Below are 25,085 nucleotides of genomic sequence, written 5' to 3' on the forward strand. Positions count from 1 at the left end.
GAGTTGAAAAACGGAGCTACCGCTAACCAGGTAACTCCACGCTGAGCGGGTTGATCGGGTAAACAGATAATTAAAAGCCGGGGTTCTGTTTGTAGAGGCCCTTCGTAAAGGTAATCTCCCGCTGCGGAATGGGCAGGTACTCATCCCGGCCAGCCGTAAATTTAGCCGTTGTCAGGAAAGGCCGTCTAACCTTTTCCTTCTCAATGTATGCGTTCAGCGTTTTTTCGGCGATACCCCAGCGCACCAGGTCGAAGAAGCGCGGGCTCTCGGTGGCAAACTCCAGCCGGCGTTCCCACTGCAGGGCCTTGCGGGCGTAGTCCTGCGTCCAGCCGGCAGCCGGGTATTCTTTGAGGTTGTATTTCGACGCGAAGGTGCCGTCGAGCTTCTTTAGCCGGCCCGTGCTGGCGGCTGCTCTCCGCCGAACCTGATTGATCAGCGGCAACGCCATGTCCGGCTGGCCCAGTTCAATATACGCTTCGGCCTGCATCAGCAGCACATCGGCGTAACGGATAACGTCGATGTTCTTGGACGAGCCGATGAAGGGACCTTCTTTGTGGTATGAAGAACTGGTTGCCAACTGCTGCTCTTTCATCGTGTGGAAGAACCCGTATACACCCGCGTCACGCACCCAGGCATTGCTGAACGGCTTGGTCGGGTCGTACTTGTAGGGGTGGCCGTCGATACCGATGGTATGGTCCACGCGGGGGTCAACGGTATCCGTGTTAAAATCGACGTTCTTGTCGTTGAACGTATCCATTTGTGGCAGCCCGTTGGCGTCGGTTTTATAGGCGTTGGCCAGGTTCTGGCTGGCGGCATGGAAGCCACAGCAACCGTATTGCGGGGCACCGTGCGGGTAGTTTAGCCCGGTTACGTAGCTCAGCCGGCCTACCGCCGTACCATCGTTGATGGAGTACTGAATGGCAAAAATTGACTCCGGCCCATTCTCGGTTTCGGCAATGAAATTCTCGGCAAAGTCGGGCTGCAGGCTGTACTGACCGGAGCTGATGACCTGCTGCGTCAGGGTGACAACCTCCTTCAGGCGGGTCTTATTGATGTTGATGACCTTGTGGGTCTCATCCTGCTCGTAGGCCTGGTACAACCGCAGCTTGGCCAGGTAGGCCGCAGCCGCTATCTTGTTGGCGCGTCCAATCTGCGTCTGTTTAACCGGCAGGTTATCCAGGGCAAACTGGAAGTCTTCGGCTATTTTGTTCCACAGTTCATCGTTCTTGTACTTCACATTCGATTCTTTCAGGATATCGTCGCTCGACAGGTTCTCCGTAATGTACGGAATGTTCTTGAACAGCATCTTCAGCATAAAGTGGGCGTGGCCCCGCAGGAAGCGCATTTCGGCCTGCCGGACTTTCTTGAGCGGAAACTCGGCATCAGACACGGTATTCAGGCTGCGCAGGGCGGCATTCGACCGGGAGATGGATTTGTAAAAGTTCTCCCAGGTGTAGGGGTGCATCGAGCCCTGGTCCGGCCGGGTCAGGTTGTAGTGCTCGTAAAAATCGATGTCGGCCACGTCACCGACGCCACCCCCACCTTTGTAGGCGTCGTCGGAGCGGACACTGCCGTATACCCACATGCTGGTCATGGGACCAATCATCTCGTCGTTGCCGATACCGGCGTAGGCGGCCGTAGCCAGTGCATCCGCACCCGAAGCCGATTTTATGTTGTCCTCGGATAATAAGCCCTGCGGCTGGTAATCCAGAAAATCGCTGCAGGAGGAGGTAATCAGCAGGCTACCTGCGAGCAGTAAGGAGAAGGTTAGTTTATTTTTCATGTCGATTGAATCAGCTTAGAATGAAACATTGATGCCAGCAGTGTACGTACGCGGAATGGGTATGGCGTTGATATCGGTGCGCTCGGGGTCCGGTCCCTGGAAACTATTACCTTTAAGCAGGAACAGGTTGTCGGCCATCACAAACAGCCGGAGCCGCTGCAGGCGGACCTTTTCCACCAGCGTGGAGTTCAGCGTGTAGCCGAGCTGTATGTTGCGCAGCTTCCAGTAACCGGTGTTTACGAAGAAGTAATCCGAGGTGCGCGTTTCGCCGTTTACGTCAGATAGTGATAATGCCGGTATGCGTGAGCTGGTATTGGTCGCCGACCAGGCGTTGAATACCCCCGGCCCTACGTTATCGCGGCCCCGGATGAAGTTGTTGTAGAACGTGTACGAATCGAAGCCGGTGCGCCCCGCGATACCCGAACCAAACAGCGAGAAATCAAAGTTTTTGTAGTAAGCATCTACGCGGATATTGTATTCAAAGGCCGGCAGGGTAGTGCCAATCCAGACCCGGTCGTCGTCGTTAATCTGACCATCGTTATTCGTGTCAACGTACCGAATCCGGCCCGGACCAGCCCCCACCTGCTTCGGAGCGGCATCGACTTCGGACTGGCTCTGGAACAGCCCGGCGGTTTTGTAGCCGAATATATCGAACTGCGAGTGACCCAGAATGCTGTTGATGGCGTTACCGGGATACGCAGCCCGGACTTCTTCGGGCAACTGGGTGATGCGGTCGCGGAACCGGCTAATCTCCGTGATAAGGCTGTAGGTAAAATCCCCCTTCGGCTTGGCGTAGTAGCCCAGCGAGAACTCAAAACCCTGGTTCGATTTCGACGCGCCATTCACGGCCTTCAACTGCCCTTCGCCCACGGCCGAGGCAATCGGCGGGGTAATCAGAATATCCGTTGTTTTCCGGGTGAAGTAGTCGAGTGACCCCTGGAAGCTGCCGTTCAGGAACCCGAAGTCTACACCCAGGTTCAGTTCATCCGTGGTTTCCCACCTCAGGTTGGGGTTGGCACCCTGGATGGAGACGAAACCCGAAGGCAGGTTACCCGTATTGGCTCCGTTCAGGTCATAGGCCGTGCCGACATTATAGAATTGGTCAAAGAAGCCGTTATGGCCGTTTCCGAACTGTGACTGTCGGGCACCGTAGCGGGTATCGTACAGACCGAACCGGGCCAGGTCACCGATTTCCTGGTTCCCTACGCGGCCAATACCGGCCCGCAGTTTCAGGTTGCTGATGGCCTTGATGCCCTGGAAGAACGCTTCCTTATCCAGACGCCAGCCCACCGAAGCCGCCGGGAAGATACCGTAGGCGTTCTCGGAACCGAAGCGAGACGAACCATCGCGCCGTACCGTCAGGGCCACCAGGTACCGGTCGTTGAAGCCGTAGTCGATGCGGGCAAACTGCGACAGCAGGCGGTTGCCGGAGCCAGTACCTGTAACGTTGGTGTTGCCCGTACCGGCGTTCAGCACGAAGTAATCTTCGGTCTGGACAGCAAAGCCTTCCTTGCGGGCTGTCTGGCTGCGGAAGTCATTCTTGATGGCTTCGACGCCGACCAGGAAATTGAAGTGGCTCTCACCCAAATTCAGGTTGTAGCGGGCTGTGTTGGACCAGGTGATGCTCAGGTAGCGGTTCTGATCGATGGTCAGGTTGTTGTTGGAGCGGCCGAACGAACCCTCCTCAAACGATTGCTCAATGTTCTTGTAGTAGTAATTGGCGTTATCGGCACCGAGGCTGGACCGGATGAACAGGTTTTTGATGGGCTCCGCTTCGACAAACACATTTCCGAACAGGGTAAACCGGTTGGCGTTGTCCCAGCGGTTGATGTACTGCATGTGCAGCGGGTTGTTGCGGTCCGAATACCCGGCACCAATAGCGCCACCCCAGGTACCATCTTTGGCGTATACCGGAATGGTCGGCGCCAAGGTAACCGCCAGTCCTGGGGTAGGGGCTCCGCCAATGTCGGTCGACACGGGGGTTTCGTTCAGGCTGGCTACCTGGATGTTAGCCCCGATTTTCAGCCGGTTGTTAAAGGCGTTGGTCAGCGCATTGATACGGCCGCTCAGTTTGTCGGCACCCGTGTAGCGCAGCATGCCGTTGTTCTTGTAATAACCCAGGTTGACCTGCAGCGAAGAGGTTTTGGTGCCGCCCGAAATGGTTAGTTCGTTGTTGGTGACTATACCGGTTTTGTACATTACATCCTGCCAGTCGGTATCGCCGGTGGGCATATTGGCATTGCCTCCCATCAGCGGCTTTACGGTGACGCCATTAAGCTTCGGGTTTTTAAAATCCTTGTTCCAGTCGAAGGCGTATAGCGCACCGTAGCCATCTTCCGGATTGACGCCATCGTTGACCGAAGCCTGCCAGAGCGCCTTACCGCGGTCGATGGCATTCAACATTTTGAACCGGGCGTATTTCTCCGACTGGGCCGCGATGCTGCTGTTAAAGTCGATGGTGAGTTTGCCGTTGGTATTCGAGCCGTTTTTGGTAGTGACGATGATAACGCCGTTGGATGCTCTGGAGCCATAAATGGAGGCTGCCGACGCATCTTTCAGCACCTGCACCGACTCAATGGAGTTGGGGTTCAATCCCTGAAATACCTCCGGCCGTTTGGTGGGAACGCCATCGATGATGTAGAGTGGGTCAGTATTGCCGAGGGTATTGGCTCCGCGAATCAGGATGCGGGAGTTGGCTCCGCTGGGCGTACCCGTTTTCTCGATGTAGAGACCCGGTACGCGTCCCTGCAAGGCCTGCATGGGGTTGCCCGGACTGACGTTCCGAATGGGAGCCAGGTCCACCACCGCTACGGCACCGGTCAAATCTTCTTTACGCGAGGTAGTATACCCCACTACCACAACTTCGGACAGTTGACCACCATCGGCCAGGGCGACCTCAATGCTGTTCCTGCCGACAATGGACACCTGCTGGGTAGCGTAGCCGATGTACGACACCTGTACCGACGTAGCGCTGGCAGGTACCGATAAAGTAAACACACCTTTGGCATCGGTAGCGGTACCGGTGGTGGTGCCGGGTACGATGATGTTGGCCCCCGGTAAGGGCTCACTGGTCTTCGCGTCGGTGACGCTCCCCGTCAGCACCCGCTGCGCGAGGGCCAGTTGCAGGGTCAGCAGCAGGGCTGCGAGGGTAAATAGACAGCTTTTCATGTGAAATAGGTTTGAGAGAAATTAAAGCGTTTGGTTGGTGGTAATGGCGTTGTAACCCGGTATGGTCTCCGGGATGATGGGCGTAGCACCCCGCTGCGTGGCCACGTAGGCCCCCACGGCGCAGGCATACCGCAGGGTTTGTTTGGGGGTTTCGCCGGCCAGGTACATCTTCAGGAAAGCCGCCAGGAAAGCGTCTCCGCTGCCGATGGTATCTTCGACCTGCACCGGTACGCCGGGGCTTTCGTAATAGCCGGTTTCGTCGAGGAGGGCGGCTCCGTTTTCGCCCCGCGTCAGGCACACGGCGCGAAGTGCATACCGCTGCCGCAGCAGGTTCATGGCTTCCTGCTCGTCGGTTTGCCCGCTGTACCAGCCCACAATGTCGGCGAGTTCGTTGTGGTTCACTTTTAGAATATCTGCCTTCTTCATCAGCCCTTCGATGACCTCCCGCGTGTAGTGCGGAGCCCGGAGGTTGACATCGAAGATGCGCAGTGAGGCTTCATCCAGCAGTTGGAACAGGGTTTCGCGGGTGGTCTGGCTGCGGGCGGCCAGGCTGCCGTAGACCAGTACTGCGCCCCGGCAGAGGTTCTTTAAGGTGTCGTCGAACTGGATGTAGTCGTAGGCCACCGGTTGCAGGAGTTTGTAGATAACCTCGTTTCGGTCGGTGATATTGGCTTTGGCGACGCCCGTCAGGTGGGTATAGCTCGTCTGCACGTATGTAGTGGGCAGAGATTTCGCTTCTAAAAACTCAACCAATTCGCGGCCCAGGTCGTCGGTGCCGACGCGGCTGATGAGTTGGGCGTCGAGGCCGAAGTTACGCAGGTGAACGGCCACGTTCATCGGAGCGCCCCCGGCCTGCTTGCCGGTGGGGAGTACGTCCCAGAGAATTTCTCCGAAACAAATCAGGGTTGGTGTCATGGGGTAACGCGGGAAAAGGATTAGTGAACAACGAACGTCTTGCCAACCTGCTCCAGGCTGGTGCCTTTGGTCTCGGGCATCAGCCGATAAACAAAGACCAGTTGCAGAACCATCATGCATGAGAAGAACAGGAACGTATTGCCGCCACCGACCTGCTCGGCCAGGTAGGGAAATGTGAACGTAATCACGGCCGCCATCAGCCAGTGGGTGAAGCTGCCCAGCGCCTGCCCGTTGGCCCGGACTTCGTTGGGGAAGATTTCGGAGATGAACACCCAGATTACGGCTCCCTGCGAGAAGGCGAAAAAGGCGATGTAAACGAACAGGAACAGCGGTACCGACATGCCCCCGAAATCTTCGGTGTAAAAAGCACGGGCGACCAGCGCCAGCATCAGAATCAGGCCCACCGAACCGATTTTCATGAGCGTCCGCCGACCGAAGCGGTCGATGAGGTTCATGGAAATCATGGTAAAGACGAGGTTGATGAGACCGATACCCGCCGACGACAGCAGGGCGGAACTTTTGCCCAGCCCCGTCATTTCGAAAATGCGGGGGGCGTAGTAGATGATGGCGTTGATACCCGATACCTGGTTGAAGATTGCGAAGAGTACGGCCAGCATCACGGGTGTTTTGTACTGAGCGGAAAACAGCCGGATTTTTGATGCGTTGGTCTGACCGGCACTTACCTGGAGGTTCAGTAAGGTTTCTTCACTGGTAGTGGGGTCAATCATGTTTAGCACCTCGCGGGCTTCGGCGACCAGGCCTTTCTTCAGTAGCAGCCACCGCGGGCTCTCCGGAATGTTTAAAACGGCCACCAGGAAAATCAATGAAGGCAGCACCTGTACGCCCAGCATCCACCGCCACGAGTCAGCCCCAATGCCCGCCAGCAGGTAGTTCGACAGGTAGGCGACCAGAATACCCAGCACGATATTGAACTGGAACAGGGCCACCAGTCGGCCGCGTGATTTGGCCGGCGAAATCTCGGTAATGTACATGGGAGCCGCTACCGACGATGCACCTACCCCCAGACCACCCAGAAACCGGAAGACCAGAAACATGGGCCAGTCTACCGCCAGCGCCGTACCGAGCGACGATACTAAATATAATACGGCAATCCAGAACAGCGTTTTTTTCCGTCCCAGCGCTTCAGCCGGGATTCCGCCTAGCATGGCACCGAAAACCGTACCGATAAGCGCGATGGAGACGGTGAGGCCGTGCTGCCAGACCGACAGGCCCCATAACGTTTGCAGGGATTGCTCAACTCCGGAAATAACGGCGGTGTCGAATCCGAATAAAAAGCCGCCGAGTGCTGCGGTGATGGACCAAAAAAAGATGCGTTGTTGTTGACTCATGGTTGACTGATTTGGAATCGTTGTGCGTCAATCGATGAGTCAAAGCTACCGCCGGTGCTACGGACAGCCTTTCGGTAACCGTTCAAATCCTTTCGAATTTGATGGTATAAGTAAATCGCTTATAATCAAGTAGGTAGGTATTTTGGGGGAAGGGAGACTTCTAAAATTGTTACGCCGATTTTCGATTTTGTTGCACCGTAATCGCACCGCCATTCTGTCGTCGAACAGCACCTCAGCGACAAGCTATCCATTGCTCGACCAATTTGGACCTGAGAAAAAGAATCCGCTCAGGCATTCACCGAAGGGGACCTGCGGTATTCCGACGGTGTTTGCTGGGTATGCTGTTTAAAGAACGTGGTGAAATAGGCCGGTGAACTGAAACCGGCTTCGTAGGCGATTTCGGCCATGGTCCTGGTCGATTCTTTGAGGAGGTATTTAGCCTTTTTCAGGCGGATCTGGGCAAAGTAGTCCGTAATGGTCATGTCCAGCAGTGCCTGTACCTTGCGGTACAACTGCACTCGTGACAGCCCCATATCGCGGCTCAGTTGCTCCACCCCGTAGCTGTTATCGGTGAGGTTCTGCTCAATGAGCGCAGTGAGTTCGTTCAGGAATTTCTTTTCCTGCCGGTTGCCCGACTGCGACACAAAATCGGTATTCATCCGGCGCTGCCATTTTTCGCGGTTGGCAAGCGTAGTCCGGATAGTTTCAATCAGATGGGTGGTGTTGAACGGCTTGGCAATGTAGGCATCGGCTCCGGCGCGGGTACCTTCTATACGGTGTTCCATCTGCCCTTTCGCCGTCAGCAGAATAACCGGTATGTGCGACGTCCGGAAATCGGTTTTCGTACGCTGGGTCAGTTGCAAGCCGTCCAGACCCGGCAGCATAATGTCGCTGATGATCAAATCCGGTACCGCTTCCAGAATACGCTCCCAGCCTTTCTCGCCCGTCGGCTCGGCTAGTATTTCGTATTCATCGCTGAGCCGGCTGACCAGAAACTGGCGTAGATCGTCGTGATCCTCGACCACCAACAGGGTACCTTTCCGGCCGGAAGCCGGCACGAGTTTTTTCGGTACCTCTTCGATGTCGGGCAGAGCCATCGGAGTATGGGCGAGGGGTGTACCTGCCATCTCTTCCGGGGCCAGGTGGGTGTTGCCCAACGGCAGCAGCATGGTAAACGTGGTGCCTTTTCCTTTCTCCGATTGCACGTCTATATACCCCTGATGGAGGCTTACAAACTCGCGGGAGAGGGCAAGACCCAGCCCGTTGCCGAGGTTGAAGGGCTTTGTACCGCTGAAAAAAAGATCAAACGCGTGAGCCTGCTCTTCGGGTGTCATACCTTCGCCATTATCCTGCACCTGAATCATCACCTGGTTATCCCGTACATCCAGCAGCAGATGGATCAGGCCACCCTTGGGGGTATATTTAAAGGCGTTGGACAGCAGGTTGAACAATACTTTGTCCAGCTTTTCCCCGTCGAACCAGACCATCAGTTCCGGCCGCGCGGTAATGAATTGCAGGTCGATGCGCTGCTTGTCGGCTTTCCGGCGAAAATCCTGCACAATGTCCCGCGCAAAGGCTACGATGTCCTGCTCTGAGGCTTTCAGCACCAACTTGCCGGCATCGGTTTTGCGCAGGTCCAACATTTGATTCACGAGTCGCAGCAGGCGGTGGGCATTTTTCTGGACCAGCGACAGGCTGCTTTTCAGTTCGTGCGGGCTGACGTTTTTCTTCGTCAACAGGTCTTCCGTCGGCGTCAGAATCAGGCTGAGTGGGGTATTGAATTCGTGGGAGATATACGAATAGAACCGCAACTTATCTTCGGTGGCGAGCCGGGCCTGTTTAGAGACGGCTTCTATTTTGTCCTTTTGCTCCAGAATTTCCGCGTTCTGCTTTTCCAGCTTTCGGTAAGCCGCCTGCTTTTCGCGAACCAAGTACAGCGCCCAGGCCCCCAATACCAGGACAATAACCAGACTGCCAAGAGTAAGGTACAGCGTGTTTCGCTGGGTGGAATACGTACGGGTTAATTCATCGATGCGCCGGCTTTGCTTTTCAATATCGTATTGCTGGGCCAGGAGTTTGTCGGTCTGGGCTTTTAGCGCCCGGATGTTAGACGCATCTACCTGAATGGAATTCAGCATATTATCGCGCTTCACCGATTTCCCCTCCAGAATACGCACAGCTGTTTCAATGGCCTCCTGTCCCCCGGTGGGATAAAGAAATGAGGCCGTCAGAATTCCTTCGTTAATAAACTGCATACCGGCGTTCGGTCCGGGCAGGGCATCAATGCCCACAAATCGGAGCTGTTTATCAAGACCGGCTGCTTTACTAACTTCGTAGACGCCCAGTCCCATCACATCATTATGGGTGAACACCAGATCAGCGGCTTTAAGGTCGGAAAGATGCGCAGCCGCTACCCGGCGTGCCGTGTCTTTTTCCCACTGGCCATTCAGTTCCTTACTAATCTGTACCTGCGGATAACGGGTTAAGGCTTCACGTAAGCCCCGGTGCCGCTCCTGCGCGGGCGACGAGCCGGGAAGTCCCCAGACCTCCACAATCCGGCCTTTGCCGTTCAGCAGATTTCCGATGTAGGCACCAGCCATCCGGCCGATCTCCACGTTATCGGCTCCGATGTAGGCGTTATAGGACTCGGTCTCAATCTTCCGGTCAATCACCACCACGGGAATGCCTTTTTTAAACACGGATTCCACCGCCTGGGTGATGGACGTTGAGGTTTCATTGGGCGATACAATCAGCAGGTCAATCCCCTCATCGACCAGTGAGTGAATCTGGCTGATCTGCCGGTCTGTGCTGTTGCCGGCGTCTTGATAAAGGAGGGTGTAATTCGGATGAAACGTCAGTTCACGGTTCATCTCGTTGAGCATGTACCGGCGCCATTCGTCGGCACCGGTACACTGCGAGAAGCCAATACGATACGTTTTCCGTTGCTGACCGGAGTTGCAGGCGTTCAGCGTGAACCAAAGCAGTAGGGGAAGAAAAAAATACTTCATCATGGCAAAGGTCCATCACTCATTCCGGGCAACACACCGCCAGTGTTCGCTTCCACCTGAAAACGCTACTGCACAAGCGGAAGCAGTCGATTTATAAAAAATCTCAGGCAAGTACAAATATACTGCAAGATACCCTAATGACCTATGGAAAATCCAATGAGCCGCTTAAGCCTCCTTCCCTACCGTATTGAAGAAGCTGAATGTGCCCAGAATATAATGGATGATAGCCGTACCGTGGTTGCGGCCGCGCAGCGTGATGAGTTCTACATTGGTGGCACCCCGCTTCCGCATGGCGTCGTAGGCATCCCTGGAATTGAAGTAGAACACCATGTTGTCGGCATCGCCGTGGTATAATTGGGTCGGCGTTTTCGGCTTCCAGTCATAAACATCATTATCGGCCACGGCCCCTAAAAAAGCTTTATCGGTGCCGTTGTTGATGGCCTGCCTGAACTCGTCTGTAAAAATCTGATTCAGGCTGACGGAGATGCCGGCATGCTGCTGCTGGGTTTTAATCCGCTCCGCATACGGCGGCTTCGCGTAATACGATACAGGTCGCTCGGGACTGTATAAGCGATTGTAGGTCAGCATCACCCACAGGTAATTACGGTTGAAGCCCGAAATCCCGTGCGTCTGGTTATTGACCAGGTACTTCATAAAGGCCGTTTTGTGATACGCCCCAGCCCCGGCGCTCGACGCTACCAGGTTAAATTCTCCGGGATACTCTTCTTCCAGCTTCTTCTGCAGCGACATGGTGGCGAAGCCCCCTTCGGAGTAGCCGGCAATAAACAGCCGCTTATCCCAGCCCGTTTTGTTGTTCTCCATAAACTCGCGGGCCGCCCGCAGCATGTCAAACGAAGCCGTGGCCAGGCTCTCCCGGTGCTCATATGGATGCGGCAGGTTCCTAGAAGCACCATAACCGATATAATCCGGAGCAGCAATGATATAGCCGATGGATGAGAATACCGACCCAAAGGTATAGGCTTCACTGCCCGGCTTATAGTTAGACGGCGCTTCGTAGTCACTGTGGATGGTTCCGTGCTGCATACTGATCATCGAATACGTGCCGGCACTATCCGGAACCAGCAGCGCACCCGACGCCTGAATGGTTTTACCATCCGTATTGGTCGTGTTATACACAATCCGATAGGCCTTGATCCCGTGCCGGATCAGGAACCGGAGGGCCGTCTGTGAGCCCGAAAAGCGGTTTCGCAGTTGGTCGGCCGAATAGGCGCCAATCAGTGTCGCATCCACCAGCGCCGGCTTCAACGGAGCAACAGCCTCCTGGGACTGCTCCTCCTGTAGTCGCTCCGATTGACAGCCGGTAGAGCCCAATACCATCAAAACAGACAGACCGCTTACCAGCGCGAAAGTGAACATGGATTTAATCATGTATGTGAATAAAAACGATAGAATTACCAAGTTGAAGTTTCCATGAATGTCTATTTAAAAAACAGTCATTGGTTGTAAATCGTTTCGGCATTCTCTACAAACCAACTCGACTTGTAGAATCAATTCTACATGATTGAGGAATATACGTTCATTCGGCAGCTGGTGGCCGTATCTGTCGCACGGACCACAAAAAAAGCTAATGCATCTTATTCATCAAAGTAGGCATCTGACAATCAAAGCATTAACAAAAGACTAGGCGCTTTAATTAATCCTTTTTATCTAATTAGTATCTAATCTGGTATAGAATTGGAAACCTGAATTATCACGAAACAAACACCGAAACATGAAGAGTAAGCAAACATATTCCGGAACGAAGGCAATAGCGATTGTGTTGACAGCCAGCCTTCTTTCGGGACAAGTGCTGACAGGATGTAAATCCATTAAGAACAATACGAATAAAACACAGCGTGGCGCTGTGATAGGGGCCGGTGCGGGTGCCGTAGCGGGTGGTTTGATCGGTAAGCGGAAAGGATCAACAGCAATTGGTGCCATTCTGGGTGCAACCATAGGCGGTGCCGCTGGTGCTTTAATTGGCCGGTATATGGATAAGCAGGCCGAAGAACTGAGACGCGAGTTGCCCGACGCACGGGTTGAACGGGTTGGCGAAGGAATAAAGATTACGTTTGGTTCCGATATTCTGTTCGATGTAGACAAATATGACCTGAAGTCTGCCACAAAACGGGAGCTGGACGATTTCGCCAAAACGCTGCAGAAGTACGAAGACACTCAGATCGTGATTGAGGGTCATGCCGATGCCACTGGTCCCGACGATTATAACCTGCGACTATCGAAGCAGCGGTCTAACGCCGTAGCCAGGTATTTGCAAAGCCGCGGGGTTCTGGGCGCACGGATCGATGAAAAAGGGTATGGAGAGGCACAGCCACTGGCTGACAATGACACAGAAGCTGGTCGTCAGCAAAACCGTCGGGTAGAAGTTGCCATTTTTGCCAATGATGAGTTGAAGCGGGCAGCTAAGCGAGGAGATCTCGGGAAGGTGGAATAACCGAACTATAGAATAAATAAAAGGGAGCAATCCCAACAGAAAGCAGTCGGCCGGCTTTTAGATGAGTGAGGAATGTGAAGTTTGACAATCGCCAATGGCCGGCTGCTTTCTGATTTACTTCTGAACGTTGTGTCTACTTTTCTTTTTGACGCGCCAGTTATTCAACGTTTAGAAAATATTAATGCATCAACGTTATGAACGTACAAGAAACAAGGGCCGAAATCCTCGATAAGCTGAATCAGCTTATGACCCGCAATCATGAAGCGGAAAAAGGCTACCAGCAGGCAGCTGAAAATGCCAAAGATGCCGAATTAAAAAGTCTGTTTCTGGCTCAGTCCCGTCAACGTGGGGAGTTTGCGCTGGAGCTTGACCGGGAGATCCGGACCCTGGGTGGCACACCCGATCACGATACCAGTATTGCCAGTGACTTGCACCGGGCCTGGATTAACGTAAAGACGGCGTTTACCGCCAACGACGATAAAGCGACGGTGGAAGAATGTAAGCGCGGTGACCAGATAGCGCTCGATAGTTACAGCGAGATACTGAATGATACGACATTAATGGCCAGCACCCGTGAGTTGTTGTTGCGCCATAAGGAACAAATAATGGCCGCCCACTCGGGCATGTCCAGAATAGCTTTGGTAGTGTAGTGAATGGTGGGATCGGAAAGCCCTCTCCCGTTTGGGTGGAGGGCTTTTTTGTTTGCTCACGATTCTGTTACACTCCTGATAACCAGATAGCTCAGGTCTCGCACTATACTTTGAAGACCGGAACCTCATTAAGCAACAGACCTGCCAACCAAGCCGGTCTGTTTTTAGTTTATGCGTAGATACACTTATATATTGGCTAACGCAGATTATGATAAACCATGTAACTTCTCCCAGAGAAGCATCCAATTATACATCCAAACCCGGCCGGCCCTATCCGCTGGGTGCCACGTATGATGGTCAGGGCGTAAACTTCTCCCTGTTCAGCGAAAACGCTACGGCAGTTTTCCTCTGCCTGTATGACCCCAAACACCCCGATAAAGAACTAGCTCGTATCCAGGTAGTCGAGCAAACTGAACACATCTGGCATATTTACCTGGAAGACATTAAACCCGGACTGCTATACGGGTACCGCGTCGATGGACCGTATGAACCGGCGCTGGGTCACTACTTCAACCCCAACAAACTGCTGCTGGACCCGTATGCCCGCGCCATTCACGCCCTGGTTGTTCACGACGACCGCCAACTGGGCTACGACTACCAGATAGACTCCGACGAGCGGTTTCTTTTTCCCAGCATGGAGGACAGCGGCCCTATCGCGCCCAAAAGCATAGTAGTCGATCCCGAATTTGACTGGGAGGACGACAAGCGGCCCGACATTCCGATGCATGATTCGGTCATCTACGAGTTGCACGTCAAAGGTTTTACCCATCAACACCCGACCATTCCCAAAAAACTGCGGGGAACCTATGCCGGTCTGGGTAGTCCTGAAAGTATCGACTACCTGAAAAAACTAGGTGTAACAGCCGTAGAACTAATGCCGATCCACCAGTTTACCGATGAAAGCTACTGGGGTTACAACAGCATCGGCTTCTTTGCGCCCCACAACGGCTACTCGGCCTCGGGTACCATGGGGCAGCAGGTGACGGAATTCAAAGAGATGGTGAAAGCGCTGCACAAGGCCGGCATCGAGGTCATTCTGGATGTGGTGTATAACCATACCGCCGAAGGCAACCACATGGGCCCTACCCTGTCGCTGAAAGGTATCGACAACCGCTCGTACTACCGGCAGGTAACCGATCAGCTGCAGTTCTTTATGGACTATACCGGCACAGGCAATACATTGGACCTGACCAATCCGCGGGCGCTTCAGCTGGTGATGGACAGCCTGCGGTACTGGGTAAGCGAAATGCACGTCGATGGCTTCCGCTTCGATTTGGCGGCTGCGCTGATCCGGGGCGAAGATATCTCGCAGAGCCTGTCGTCGTTCCTGGACGTGGTGGCGCAGGACCCGGTACTGTGCGAAGTAAAGCTGATTGCCGAGCCGTGGGACATCCAGTCTTACCACGTGGGTAACTTCCCGGTACGCTGGGCCGAATGGAATGGCCGGTATCGCGACACGGTTCGGGCTTACTGGAAAGGCGATGAAGGCCAGGCCCACGATCTGGCCTTACGTCTCCTGGGTAGTCCCGATATGTACGGAACCGATGGCCGCTCTCCGGCCCACAGCGTTAACCTCATTACGGCGCATGATGGCTTTACGCTGAATGATCTGGTCAGCTACAACGAAAAGCATAATGAAGCCAATGGCGAAGACAACCGCGACGGTCATAACGACAACCTGAGCTGGAACTGCGGGGTCGAAGGACCAACCAAAGACAAAGACATCCTGGAGCTTCGGGAGCGGCAGAAACGCAATTTCCTGGCTACTCTCTTTCTGAGCCAGGGGGTCCCGACGCTCGTAATGGGTGATGAGTGCGGCCGCACACAGAACGGCAACAACAACGCTTATAACCAGGACAACGAGATCAGCTGGATGAACTGGAGTTGGGACGAGCGCCAGCAGGCTCTGTACGATTTCACCAGCCAGTTGACGGCGCTCCGGCACGAGATACCCCTGTTCCACCGTCGGAAGTTCTACGAAAGCGACCAGATCAACTGGCTGCGTCCGGATGGAAAACCGGTTAACGAAGAAACTTTGAATGATCCCGGCACCCGCTGCATGGGCCTGTTTATCGAAGGGTCAAAAGTCACGGAGCATGACCCCGAAGGCGTAGATATTGCCAACGATCATCTGCTTTGGATTCTAAACAGCTATTGGGAAGATGTACCCTTTGTGCTACCCGTTTCAGACAGTAAGAAAAAAAACTGGGACGTTCTGGTAGATACCAATGCCGGACAGGTTCGCCCGGAAACCCAGCCCATTGTGGGCGGAACAACATTACCGGTACCAGGACGCTCGGTTCTGCTGCTGCGGGCCGTTTAACCAGTATCAGTAACACAACAGGCCGTTCATCAACGAACGGCCTGTTGTGTTTATATAGGTGTTCACCTCTGAAAAGTCCATTCACGCGGCTCTACATCAGCCTCCTGCAGTGCATTGAACAGCTCCTGATCGTCCCGAAACTGAAGCTGGTTTAGTTTATAGACCTCCACATGCGCCAAAAACTCCGTAGCCTCAAACGGCCAGGGGTCGAGGGTCAGCGTACCGTTTTTTCGTTGCAAAATGAAATAAGGAGCTTTATCCGGTCCCAGGCTCACCTCAAGCCGACGCTCTTCGGGTGGTACCTGCCCCTGACAGAGAAGAAGCGATAGTGCGTCGCACCACTGCAGAAAATCATAAGCATATTCGGCTTCGGCTTTGGTCGCTCCGCATTGTTTCCGCCATTTTTGCTGGTTGTTGCGCTGCTGGTCCAGAAAAGCGTCCAGATCCAGATCCTTACCGCGTTTTTCTTCATAGAGAAAGGTAGTGTGCATCGACAGCATCAGGGCATTCCACCGGCTTTTTTCCAGCCCAATCCGGATCATATTGCGGCACTGTTCTACGGAGTATTCCAGAATCTGAAAATCCATGGGAGCCCCGGCGGCAGTCAGGTGGTTCTGCCCTTCCCAAGAATCCTGGCCATCATCGTGTTCGGTGAGCGCCACCAGCGTTTCGTGCCAGTGAACCGGCCGTTTGTCGAACCGCCACTGCAGGGCGATCTGAAAGGCCAGTAACCCGTGCGCCTGCTGGTGAATAACCTCCCAGCCGGAATTAGTTGAGGAAACAATCATAATAAGATCAATAAAAAAGGAGTACCAGAACGGTACCCCTCCATTTTACCAGGTTATCAGGGCCCTTGCCGGCACCCTGCTATTAGTTATATACTTTTTTATTCTCGCCTTCCTTATAGGTATCACCCGTTACGGCAGCCCTGGCCATTTCCATGAGCCGAACCATCCGGCTGGCGTTGGAATCCCAGTATTCGGCCATTTTAGTATCTACACGGATCAAGATCAGGCTCGGATCATCTTTACCGTCCGGAAACCAGGGCTTGGCAGCCGGCGACCACAGGTCATTAATTTTGTTGCGGTCGTAGATTTCAGTAGCGGTACCCGAGATAGATACATAATCAGCATCACTTACATCGGCAAAGCTCACGTTTACCTTGTGTTCATGATGTTCAATCTGATCTGTTTTGGGGGAATCTTTTTTGGTAAAAAACCACAGAGAGCCGTTTTCGTCGATCTGCATACAGGCCATAGGCCGGCTTACCAGATTACCGTCATCATCAATGGTCGTAAGCATCCCGATCCGGATGTCTTCGATCATCTCCCTGACTTTCTCCATCTGCGGGTTTTTCTGTTCTTTTGCTTCCATAACGCTTTGCTGATTAACCCGGGCCAGTCGGGGCGCCGGGAATAAAAAGAAAACCGGGAAATCCGGGAGGGTCAGGTCGTTGTTAGTTCATGTTCCGCTTAGATTTCACTCCACAGCTTCCGCAGGTATACAAGACAGCATCCTATACTTTCCGCAACCGCTAACTACCAACAACCTATGCTCCCGGATTTCCCGGCTATACCATACTATAAACACCTGGAGCGTTTGAATGGTTTGAGAAGTTTAGGGAATAAAGCCCAACTCATTCAAACGCGCCGTATTTAGTTATAAAGAGTTTCGCGCAGATCAATGCCGTAAAACAACGAAGTCGGCGTTGTACTGGGTTTTGCCAGTTCAGAATCCTGGGCCATATCCAGAATAGATACGCAGCTCCGAATGGTCTGCTGGCACATGGCATGAACCTGCTGGCAGCGTTCAGCGTCGAATTTACACATCTCTTCGGCGCATTTTTCGCAAATCTCAATGCAGGTTTTGGCTAGTAAACGAGTATTTTCCGAGCCACGAACGTATAACATTGCCACCTGACGGCAGATATCAGCGCAGTCGAGGTTTAAGAATATACAACGGTACCAGTTTTCGATGTCAGTTGAACGCGAGCACTCTGTTGCACATTCGTCACACAAGGTGGCACAGCTGGTCAGGGTTTCGTAAATCTCTTTCTTCCAAATCATGGCTCGTCTCCTTTACAATAGTGATGATGAAATTAAAACCTGCGTGGCATGTAGGCTCCGTTCCGGTCCGCATCCGTGTAGCTTCGGCGAGCCCACTTACGAGCTTCGTCAATGCTGGTGGAAATGATCTGCTGCTTTTCCAAGCCTCCCCGACTCAATAAGTCGTTGGCTATCTCAATAGCCTTAGCCCGCGTTGTGGGGTTAAGGGATCGCATGGCGGCCGGAAAATGGGTTGCACTCCACATCATAGTCTTGTTGCTTACAGGTCTGCTAATCCTAATGAGATAATTATGCCAGCCGCCAACGGCTGTGCAAAAAAAGTTAAACTTAAAATCAAGTATTTGGCTATCAATAAATTGCGCAGATCCTAAACCTTTAAATAAGACTCGACTCCTATAAACGTATATGCTGCCCGTTGTGGAAAAAGTGGGGTGGCTGTGTAGGAATTTACACAGTATAAAAACGACAAAAGCCGGTCTTTTGACCGGCTCAGTATCAGCGGGAATCAGGTTCCTGTATGGGGGATCAAAGGGGTAAGTAAGGTAGACTAACGGGCAACCTGTTCAGATACCTGGCTGATGCGCTCATCCGTGGCGTGAATAGCGTTGCTGATTCGGACCTTTACCTTTTCCCAGTTATCCCGTCTGGCGGAACTTATGGACTTAAGCTGGGTGCTTAATTTAGCCCGTTCGTACCGCAGTTCGCTGATAGCACGCTGGCATCGGGTGCGTACATCCGGGCCGGCACCGTCAATTTCACCTTTTAACTCGTCGATTTTTGTTTCAATAGCGTCAATCTCTGCTTTCACATTCTTGCGCAGCTCCTCTCGTTCGGAATCCCAGCTTGTGGCATCCTCCTGCGATTCTTCAAATGGCTGATCCGTGCTTTCAACCGGCCCCTCCTGGTCATTCTGCGCTACCTCCGGAGCTTGTTCCTGAGTTTCTGACCCAGGTGTCGTTTTCGGCCGCGGCTTAATCCGAACCGACTTTTCGGCCGCCCTGCCTTCCGTTGTGGCATCCTGCGGCTTTTCCTGAACAGTGGCCGCCTGCTGATCGGCCGGCGAATCACAACTGAACTGCATAAATCCACTTATGCAGCTTACCCCCAACACAACCAGCGAAATCTTAATTGGCGTTCTCATACCTGTCGAGTCTTACCCTATCCTTAAAATCCAAGCAATTTACATACTAAACTCCCCGCCACGTATATATATGAACCAAATTTTGGCGCTTTCTAAAAAATACGTTCAGCAAATCGGTCAAGCAAGTTGCTTATCTATTAAACCTGAAAGGGTTACACCTGTTTAGGCATAACCCTTTCTTTTATTTTGTAGTCAGCAAATAGTTCAATCGAATCTACCTGGGAAAGTTCAACCGGAATGCCGTCCCCTGACCAACCTGACTTTCAACCTCAATACTTCCCCGGTGGCTATTGACAATATTCTGGGTGGTGGTTAGTCCAAGCCCCATACCCCCCTGTTTTCCCGTGAAGAACGGATCAAACAGCCGCTGCCGGTTTTCCTCACTGATGCCACTGCCGTTATCGGAAATGGTGATGCACACCTTATCGTCGTCTGTACAGCGGGTTCGCACCGTGAGCACGCCTTTGCCTGGCTCCATTGCCTCTACGGCATTGATAAAGATGTTTAGCAAGGCCGTTTTAACCTGCTCGCGGTCAATCAGAGCCGTACAGTCGTCGGAACCAAAATCGGTAACCAGCTGCATCGACTTCAATTTAAGCCGGTCTGATACCAGTTGCAGCGTTTCCTGCACAACCCGGTTAACGTCCTGCGCTTTACGATCCAAGTCGCGGGGCTTCGAGGAATTCAGCATTTCGGTGATTAGTTGCCCAATGCGGTCGACGTTCCGGCGGATAATGTCGGTGTACATCGTGTAATAATCGTCATCCGGCGGCAGTTCCTCCCGCAGCTGGTCGAGCGCCAGGCTCAGGTTAGTGAGCGGGTTCCGTACCTCGTGGGCAATGCTACGGGCAATTTTTCCGGTCATACTCAGCTTCTCAGCAATAATCAGTTCCTGCTGCGCCTTTTTCTGATCGGTAATATCCCGGACAATACCCTGGTACCACTCCGGTTTACCACTTCCATCTTCTACTGCCCAGACAGATACCAGACAGTCCCGCTTCCGGCCCTGCTTGCTGATCAGCACCGTTTCAAAGTCTTTTACCTGTTCGTATTCCCGCACGTAAAACCGCAGTTTACGGAAATCATCACCGGAGGCAAACAGGCGCAATGCATTTAGCCGCTTGAGTTCCTCGCGGCTGTAGCCGAGCAGATGCTCGACCGACGGGTTCGCATCCTGAAAACGCAGGTCGCTGTCGGTAACAAAAATAGCATCGATTGACCGCTCAAACAGAGACCGGTACTTATTCTCCTTTTCGTAGAGTTCGCCTAAAACTTCGGCCTGTTTCAGGGCATAACGAATGCTCCGGCCCAGCAGTTGAGCATCAATGCGCCCTTTTACCAGATAATCGGCGGCTCCCTTTTCGAGCGCAGAGAGGTCAACGGAGAGATCGTCCTGGCCGGTTAGCAGGATCATGGGGGCCCGGCAACCCGAGCGGGTAGCCTCCTGGATCAGATCCAGGCCCGTGTTCTCACCTAACCGGTAATCGACCAGATACACATCGTAATTATTCTGACAGACAGCGTCTACAGCCGCCGGATAGTTATCAACCCAGTCGAGACGGATATTGGCATTTTCTTTCGTGGATACCAGCGTTCGGGTCAATACGTAATCATCTTCGTCATCTTCTACCAGCAGCACCCTAATCATGTGTTGTTTTTCGCTAACGTCGAGTGGTTTCACTTTAACATTCATGCCCTCAATTATTCGGGTAGTTTGACTGTATCAATCCAGTAGGTCTTCAGTGCGCCCATCATTTCAATCAGCCGGTTGAAATTAAAGGGCTTGGTGATATACGAATTAACGCCCAGATTGTAAGTCCGCAGCACGTCTTCATCGGCCGATGAGGTAGTCATCACAACAACCGGTAATCGACGCAGACGGGCGTCGGCTTTGATTTCTTCCAAAGCCTGAAAGCCATTTTTCCGGGGCATGTTCAAATCCAGAATGATCAGATTGGGCCAGGGTGCGTTGGCTTCGGAGTAAGAACCCTGCTGCTTCAGATAGTCCATCAACTGCTCCCCATCTTCGACAAACTGAATGTCCTGTGTATACCCAATGGAGCGTAGCGCCTGCTCCAGAAACATGCGATCGTCTGCGTCGTCGTCGGCAATTAGAATTGTCATTTTAGCTTGATTACGGAACATGAAGGACATTTAGTTTTCCTGAACGGCCGCTCCTGTCATACGTTACTATACGAGTCCCTATATATGGGCCATTTTACCGTTACTTCGTAAAAATACAACTATTACGGCAAAAGTGGTAGCCGTCGGCCAATAAGTGAAAAGCCAGTTGAATAAACTGGCTTTTCATCCGGTCAAATATATCCTACTAACAAAAATAAAATAAATCCTTTTTTAAAAATCTATCCAACAGGCATGTCCCAAATGCTTTTCTAAGAAGCGTCCAGTACAAAACCAGACTAAACCAGTCGGCACAGATGATGTTACCAGCTAAAAAAAGACGACGAGTGAAAATTTTTTTACTCAAAGTGTAGAAAGCTTTACGCATAAAAATTAATTTTTTCCAATATGCGCGGAACTAAACAGGGGTGGCTACCTTGCAATATCCCCCTTATTATGAGCTACTTACCTAAAAGTAAAATACCTTTTAATTTTGTTTGGCATGAGATTGTTACAACTAACACCGAAGGGTAATTACCTTTCGTAGTCTATCCAACTCAATTCGTATGAAAAAACCGTTCATCAAACTGCTTCTGGCCAGCCTGTTATCAGCCGGAGGCATGATTGCCACCTCAGACTCAGCTCAGGCACAATCGGCAACGTTCAATACTGTACGTGCCGGTATCAAAGGAGGTTTCAACGCCAGCACGCTGGATTTACAAAATGTTAACAACCGTAAAGAAGCGTATGGTTTTCACGCAGGTGTATTTGCACAGATTCCAGCCGGCGATTTCTTAGCGATCCAACCGGAATTACTTTATACCGCTAAGGGCGCTTCGGCCGACTACAACCTGGCTTTCTTTCAGGGACGTAACACGTTTCGGCTCAACTACCTGGAATTGCCAATTCTGGCTACCTTTAAGGTTGGCCCCAGTGTAGAGCTTCAGGCCGGTCCGTACGGAGCTTACCTGCTCAGCGCCAGGATGAATTCAGAAGGAACATTTGGCTCGGGCAGCCAGCGTCTGAATACAGCCGATTTTAATAAGTTCGACGTAGGACTTGCTGGTGGAGTAAATATCTATTTTGGCAAGGCATTTCTGGGCCTGCGCTACGGCCAGGGTCTTAACAAGATCACGAATACAGACGGTGCCCGTCTGTTCCTCGGCGACGCCCGGAATGCAGTGGGTATGGTTTCGCTCGGGGTAAGTTTACGCTAAACTAACTTGCAGGACAGTAAACAAAAAGGCCCCCGGACCAATGCCGGGGGCCTTTTCATTATCAAGTACCCATACTATAAACGGCAAAAACCGGAAAAAGTGCCGCTTGGCCTTACCTATTTGTTCCGGTCTGACGGGAAATACAGTAATTACAGATGAATATCATACGCTTTTAACTTGTTATAAAGCGTTTTACGATCGATATTGAGCACTTCTGCGGCTTTGGTTTTGTTGTATCCGGTTTTCTCCAGCACTTTCAGAATGGCAGCCCGTTCGGCATTCTCCGAGACTGATTTCAGGTTGCCCGCCTGTTGAACGATGGGCGGAGCACCCGGCCGCAGCGCTTCGCCGGCTACGGTCGCCACCTGCCCGGTATCTTCTGCCGTCAGGTACGTCGGTGTTACAATTTCCGGGGGCAGACAATCAACGGTGACCAGATCTTCCTGAGCCAACAAAACTGCCCGCTTAATGACGTTCTGTAGTTCGCGCAGGTTGCCGTGCCAGTAGTACTCTTTCAGTTTTTCTTTAACCTCATCGTCGAAGCCCCGCACTTCTTTTTCCAGCTGCTGATTAGCCAGATCCAGGAAGTGCTCGGCAAAAATCATAATATCGCTCCGGCGCTCGCGCAACGGAGCCAGTTCAATCCGAAATTCATCGATCCGGTGAAATATATCTTCCCGAAAGCGCCCCTGCCGCACGGCATCGCGCAGGTCTTCGTTGGTAGCGCAGATAATGCGCACATCAACCGAAATATCCTGGTTGCTGCCGATACGTCTTATTTTCCGTTCCTGCAGCACCCGCAGGAGTTTAATCTGATTTTCGTATGACAGGTTACCAATTTCGTCCAGGAAGAGCGTGCCGCCGTTGGCTACCTCAAAGCTACCGACCTTGTCGGCCATGGCTCCGGTAAAAGAGCCTTTAACATGACCAAACAGCTCACTGCCGGCAAGTTCTTTGGAAAGCGCCCCGCAGTCAATTGCCACAAAAGGTTTTTCGGCCCGCTTACTCTTCAGGTGAATGGCGTTGGCTACAAATTCTTTACCGGTTCCGGTTTCACCGGTGATAATCACCGACATATTGGTCGGTGCAATCAGATCTACGTGTTTCTGGAGTTGCTCGGCCGCCCGGCTTTTGCCGTAGATAAAGCGTTTGCCGTTGGGAGCCTGAGACGCTTTGGAGGCTTTAGGAGCTTTTGCCGGCACGGGTGTCTCATCGGCTTCGGGAGTGGGCTGGGCGAGCTGCTGACTCCGGCGGTCGAGCGCACTTTTAATGGTGTACAGGATCTCGTCCGGGTACAGGGGCTTGGTTACATAATCAAAAGCCCCGTGTTTTACCGCCTGTACCGCCACCCGAACATCGGAGTAACCGGTAATAATGATTACCGCCGTAGACGGATCAAGAACTTTGATCCGGCGCAGCATTTCAAGGCCGTCAATATCGGGTAGTTTAAAGTCACAGATTACTAATTCGAAGGGGTCTTTACGCAGCAAAGCCAGTCCGTCTTCACCTCGCTGAGCCGAAGCCGTTTTGTAGCCCTGCTTACCAAGAAAGCGTTCCAGGAGCAGACAGATATCGTTATTGTCGTCAACAATCAGTATTTTTTCCATACGTTAATGCCTGTTCGGGGTTTACCCGGTACTCACAGGCCTTGAGTTAAGCAGGGAGAACTCAATCTGCTTTGACCCAATCCGGTCTGTACGAGATAATAACAACGTAAAGAGCCTATCGAAACAGGCTCTTCTAAAACAAATATACAAATTAAACCTGTATAAACTGCAGGGCCTGCTCAACCGTTCGTCGGGAAAAAGGCTTTCCCATAAAGTAGTCAGCACCCTGTTCAGAAGCTCGCTTTCGTTCAGCCATACCATCAAATGCACTGATCATAACAACCTTGGTGGGCGCACCTTCCTGTTTGATGACCGGCAATAAATCAAAGCCCAGTCCATCGGGAAGGTTCAGGTCCAGAAATACGGCATCAAACTGTTGTTTGTAGATACACTTCTTACCCTCCTCCAGAAAATGCGCACAAGTCGGCTGATAGCCTAACCGCCGGAGAAGCCCTGACAACAACAGGCAGATGTCTGCTTCATCGTCAACGATCAGCACTCGTTTATTCGTATTAATATTTGTCATTACGGCCGGTCTTTGCTGTGTATTTGCTCCGACGCCCAACGTCCTTGCCCCAGTCATTAGTACTCATAATTTATTTTACTTCTTATTATATAAAATATAGTGCCTAACTAGCTGTCTGGGAGGTGACAGCCTCCGCAAAAGCCTTATAAACCGCCTATTATAAGCCAGTTACATTATTTAATATTTTTTTTACTTAGGGGCGTATACTACGGAGCCAAAATGAACTGAGTTTTTTTTCTACAGTAATTTCTACAGATGTAGACGAATTTCCACAACGAATTAAGGAGAGTCCCCAGAACTTTGCTGAAGGAAAAAGACCTGTTTTACCGCTATTTGGCTCATTTACAAACATAAAAGCCATGAAAAGAGAACTGGCAGGACCCTAAGAGGGAATTGGCACAACTTTTTCAGTAGAGATAGTCGAGCAAGAGACACAGGAAAGTCTGATTTACTCAAGCACGTTATGGGAAATTTACTTTACACAGTTGCCGTTATTCTCGTTATCCTTTGGCTGGTCGGCCTGTTGGGCTTCAATAGTTTCGGGCTCGGCAATGTCATTCATGTGCTGCTGGTTATCGCCATTATCGCTGTTGTGCTGCGTTTGATCCAGGGCAGGGGCGTTTGAGCAGCCGTTTACTAATATTAAGATATGAATCAGCAACTAATTTCTTTTATTTGCTGTACTCATAAACAGAACTCCTAATAGAGTGGTACGTTTAGGTTTAGGTGGTTTCATTTTAGGTTAAGTACAAGTTACGG

General features: G+C 52.1%; 20 protein-coding genes. 5 read left to right on the plus strand and 15 right to left on the minus strand.

Annotation, left to right across the window (positions count from 1 at the left end):
- Nucleotides 1-70 precede the first annotated feature (70 nt).
- The 6 genes from ABD949_RS24465 to ABD949_RS24490 form a co-directional block, all read right to left on the minus strand.
- Nucleotides 71-1,783, minus strand: coding sequence for a RagB/SusD family nutrient uptake outer membrane protein (locus ABD949_RS24465; protein ID WP_345247960.1), 1,713 nt, complete (start codon nt 1,781-1,783; stop codon nt 71-73).
- 15 nt (nt 1,784-1,798) lie between these two features.
- On the minus strand, nt 1,799-4,951 hold the full coding sequence (locus ABD949_RS24470; protein WP_345247963.1) for a SusC/RagA family TonB-linked outer membrane protein: 3,153 nt from the start codon (nt 4,949-4,951) through the stop codon (nt 1,799-1,801).
- 21 nt (nt 4,952-4,972) lie between these two features.
- Nucleotides 4,973-5,866, minus strand: coding sequence for a carbohydrate kinase family protein (locus ABD949_RS24475; protein WP_345247965.1), 894 nt, complete (start codon nt 5,864-5,866; stop codon nt 4,973-4,975).
- Nucleotides 5,867-5,886: 20 nt separating this feature from the next.
- Complete coding sequence (locus ABD949_RS24480) at nt 5,887-7,215, minus strand: sugar porter family MFS transporter (protein WP_345247967.1); 1,329 nt, start codon at nt 7,213-7,215, stop codon at nt 5,887-5,889.
- A 287-nt stretch (nt 7,216-7,502) separates the two neighbouring features.
- The gene (locus tag ABD949_RS24485) at nt 7,503-10,226 is read right to left on the minus strand and encodes a substrate-binding domain-containing protein (RefSeq protein WP_345247969.1); all 2,724 of its coding nucleotides are present in this window, start codon (nt 10,224-10,226) and stop codon (nt 7,503-7,505) included.
- A gap of 162 nt (nt 10,227-10,388) precedes the next feature.
- Nucleotides 10,389-11,600 carry an alpha/beta hydrolase family protein gene (locus ABD949_RS24490; protein WP_345247971.1) on the minus strand — a complete coding sequence of 404 codons (1,212 nt, stop codon included), beginning with the start codon at nt 11,598-11,600 and terminating at the stop codon, nt 10,389-10,391.
- Nucleotides 11,601-11,955: 355 nt separating this feature from the next.
- Here ABD949_RS24490 and ABD949_RS24495 point away from each other — a divergent pair, with 355 nt between their 5' ends.
- From ABD949_RS24495 to glgX, 3 genes are all read left to right on the plus strand, one after another.
- A complete protein-coding gene (locus tag ABD949_RS24495; RefSeq protein ID WP_345247973.1) occupies nt 11,956-12,675 on the plus strand; it encodes a YiaD family glycine zipper/OmpA-like lipoprotein in 720 nt (239 codons plus the stop codon).
- A gap of 194 nt (nt 12,676-12,869) precedes the next feature.
- A complete protein-coding gene (locus tag ABD949_RS24500) occupies nt 12,870-13,325 on the plus strand; it encodes a ferritin-like domain-containing protein (protein WP_345247975.1) in 456 nt (151 codons plus the stop codon).
- A gap of 208 nt (nt 13,326-13,533) precedes the next feature.
- On the plus strand, nt 13,534-15,648 hold the full coding sequence (gene glgX / locus ABD949_RS24505) for a glycogen debranching protein GlgX (RefSeq protein WP_345247977.1): 2,115 nt from the start codon (nt 13,534-13,536) through the stop codon (nt 15,646-15,648).
- Nucleotides 15,649-15,710: 62 nt separating this feature from the next.
- On the opposite strand, the gene ABD949_RS24510 is transcribed toward glgX, so the two are convergent.
- From ABD949_RS24510 to ABD949_RS24540, 7 genes are all read right to left on the minus strand, one after another.
- On the minus strand, nt 15,711-16,436 hold the full coding sequence (locus tag ABD949_RS24510; protein ID WP_345247979.1) for a DUF3891 family protein: 726 nt from the start codon (nt 16,434-16,436) through the stop codon (nt 15,711-15,713).
- Nucleotides 16,437-16,518: 82 nt separating this feature from the next.
- Complete coding sequence (locus ABD949_RS24515) at nt 16,519-17,022, minus strand: pyridoxamine 5'-phosphate oxidase family protein (protein WP_345247981.1); 504 nt, start codon at nt 17,020-17,022, stop codon at nt 16,519-16,521.
- Nucleotides 17,023-17,303: 281 nt separating this feature from the next.
- The gene (locus ABD949_RS24520) at nt 17,304-17,714 is read right to left on the minus strand and encodes a four-helix bundle copper-binding protein (RefSeq protein WP_345247983.1); all 411 of its coding nucleotides are present in this window, start codon (nt 17,712-17,714) and stop codon (nt 17,304-17,306) included.
- A gap of 32 nt (nt 17,715-17,746) precedes the next feature.
- Nucleotides 17,747-17,962, minus strand: a complete 216-nt coding sequence (locus ABD949_RS24525) for a DUF2188 domain-containing protein (protein ID WP_345247985.1) — start codon at nt 17,960-17,962, stop codon at nt 17,747-17,749.
- Between the two features lie 299 nt (nt 17,963-18,261).
- Entirely contained in the window at nt 18,262-18,855 is a 594-nt protein-coding gene (locus ABD949_RS24530) for a sll1863 family stress response protein (protein WP_345247987.1), read from the minus strand.
- A gap of 214 nt (nt 18,856-19,069) precedes the next feature.
- The gene (locus ABD949_RS24535; protein ID WP_345247989.1) at nt 19,070-20,548 is read right to left on the minus strand and encodes a hybrid sensor histidine kinase/response regulator; all 1,479 of its coding nucleotides are present in this window, start codon (nt 20,546-20,548) and stop codon (nt 19,070-19,072) included.
- An 8-nt stretch (nt 20,549-20,556) separates the two neighbouring features.
- Nucleotides 20,557-20,979, minus strand: a complete 423-nt coding sequence (locus tag ABD949_RS24540) for a response regulator (RefSeq protein ID WP_345247991.1) — start codon at nt 20,977-20,979, stop codon at nt 20,557-20,559.
- A gap of 563 nt (nt 20,980-21,542) precedes the next feature.
- Here ABD949_RS24540 and ABD949_RS24545 point away from each other — a divergent pair.
- Nucleotides 21,543-22,193: a porin family protein gene (locus ABD949_RS24545; protein ID WP_345247993.1), complete on the plus strand. Its 651-nt coding sequence runs from the start codon at nt 21,543-21,545 to the stop codon at nt 22,191-22,193.
- Nucleotides 22,194-22,342: 149 nt separating this feature from the next.
- On the opposite strand, the gene ABD949_RS24550 is transcribed toward ABD949_RS24545, so the two are convergent.
- Together ABD949_RS24550 and ABD949_RS24555 are read right to left on the minus strand one after the other, a co-directional pair.
- The gene (locus ABD949_RS24550) at nt 22,343-23,800 is read right to left on the minus strand and encodes a sigma-54-dependent transcriptional regulator (protein WP_345247995.1); all 1,458 of its coding nucleotides are present in this window, start codon (nt 23,798-23,800) and stop codon (nt 22,343-22,345) included.
- A 151-nt stretch (nt 23,801-23,951) separates the two neighbouring features.
- Nucleotides 23,952-24,326 (minus strand): response regulator, encoded by a 375-nt coding sequence (locus ABD949_RS24555; RefSeq protein ID WP_345247997.1) that lies wholly within the window; start codon nt 24,324-24,326, stop codon nt 23,952-23,954.
- 463 nt (nt 24,327-24,789) lie between these two features.
- On the opposite strand from ABD949_RS24555, the gene ABD949_RS24560 reads away from it, so the two are divergent.
- Nucleotides 24,790-24,951 (plus strand): lmo0937 family membrane protein, encoded by a 162-nt coding sequence (locus ABD949_RS24560; protein WP_345247999.1) that lies wholly within the window; start codon nt 24,790-24,792, stop codon nt 24,949-24,951.
- Nucleotides 24,952-25,085 lie beyond the last annotated feature (134 nt).

The sequence above is a fragment of the Nibrella saemangeumensis genome (genome assembly GCF_039541915.1).
GTDB classification, from domain to species: domain Bacteria; phylum Bacteroidota; class Bacteroidia; order Cytophagales; family Spirosomataceae; genus Nibrella; species Nibrella saemangeumensis.

Bases quoted from the DNA above. Each gene is read 5' to 3' on its own strand.
- ABD949_RS24465 (WP_345247960.1), bottom strand. From the start codon at position 1,783: ATGAAAAATAAACTAACCTTCTCCTTACTGCTCGCAGGTAGCCTGCTG.
- ABD949_RS24470 (WP_345247963.1), bottom strand. From the start codon at position 4,951: ATGAAAAGCTGTCTATTTACCCTCGCAGCCCTGCTGCTGACCCTGCAA.
- ABD949_RS24475 (WP_345247965.1), bottom strand. From the start codon at position 5,866: ATGACACCAACCCTGATTTGTTTCGGAGAAATTCTCTGGGACGTACTC.
- ABD949_RS24480 (WP_345247967.1), bottom strand. From the start codon at position 7,215: ATGAGTCAACAACAACGCATCTTTTTTTGGTCCATCACCGCAGCACTC.
- ABD949_RS24485 (WP_345247969.1), bottom strand. From the start codon at position 10,226: ATGATGAAGTATTTTTTTCTTCCCCTACTGCTTTGGTTCACGCTGAAC.
- ABD949_RS24490 (WP_345247971.1), bottom strand. From the start codon at position 11,600: ATGTTCACTTTCGCGCTGGTAAGCGGTCTGTCTGTTTTGATGGTATTG.
- ABD949_RS24495 (WP_345247973.1), top strand. From the start codon at position 11,956: ATGAAGAGTAAGCAAACATATTCCGGAACGAAGGCAATAGCGATTGTG.
- ABD949_RS24500 (WP_345247975.1), top strand. From the start codon at position 12,870: ATGAACGTACAAGAAACAAGGGCCGAAATCCTCGATAAGCTGAATCAG.
- glgX (WP_345247977.1), top strand. From the start codon at position 13,534: ATGATAAACCATGTAACTTCTCCCAGAGAAGCATCCAATTATACATCC.
- ABD949_RS24510 (WP_345247979.1), bottom strand. From the start codon at position 16,436: ATGATTGTTTCCTCAACTAATTCCGGCTGGGAGGTTATTCACCAGCAG.
- ABD949_RS24515 (WP_345247981.1), bottom strand. From the start codon at position 17,022: ATGGAAGCAAAAGAACAGAAAAACCCGCAGATGGAGAAAGTCAGGGAG.
- ABD949_RS24520 (WP_345247983.1), bottom strand. From the start codon at position 17,714: ATGATTTGGAAGAAAGAGATTTACGAAACCCTGACCAGCTGTGCCACC.
- ABD949_RS24525 (WP_345247985.1), bottom strand. From the start codon at position 17,962: ATGATGTGGAGTGCAACCCATTTTCCGGCCGCCATGCGATCCCTTAAC.
- ABD949_RS24530 (WP_345247987.1), bottom strand. From the start codon at position 18,855: ATGAGAACGCCAATTAAGATTTCGCTGGTTGTGTTGGGGGTAAGCTGC.
- ABD949_RS24535 (WP_345247989.1), bottom strand. From the start codon at position 20,548: ATGAATGTTAAAGTGAAACCACTCGACGTTAGCGAAAAACAACACATG.
- ABD949_RS24540 (WP_345247991.1), bottom strand. From the start codon at position 20,979: ATGACAATTCTAATTGCCGACGACGACGCAGACGATCGCATGTTTCTG.
- ABD949_RS24545 (WP_345247993.1), top strand. From the start codon at position 21,543: ATGAAAAAACCGTTCATCAAACTGCTTCTGGCCAGCCTGTTATCAGCC.
- ABD949_RS24550 (WP_345247995.1), bottom strand. From the start codon at position 23,800: ATGGAAAAAATACTGATTGTTGACGACAATAACGATATCTGTCTGCTC.
- ABD949_RS24555 (WP_345247997.1), bottom strand. From the start codon at position 24,326: ATGACAAATATTAATACGAATAAACGAGTGCTGATCGTTGACGATGAA.
- ABD949_RS24560 (WP_345247999.1), top strand. From the start codon at position 24,790: ATGGGAAATTTACTTTACACAGTTGCCGTTATTCTCGTTATCCTTTGG.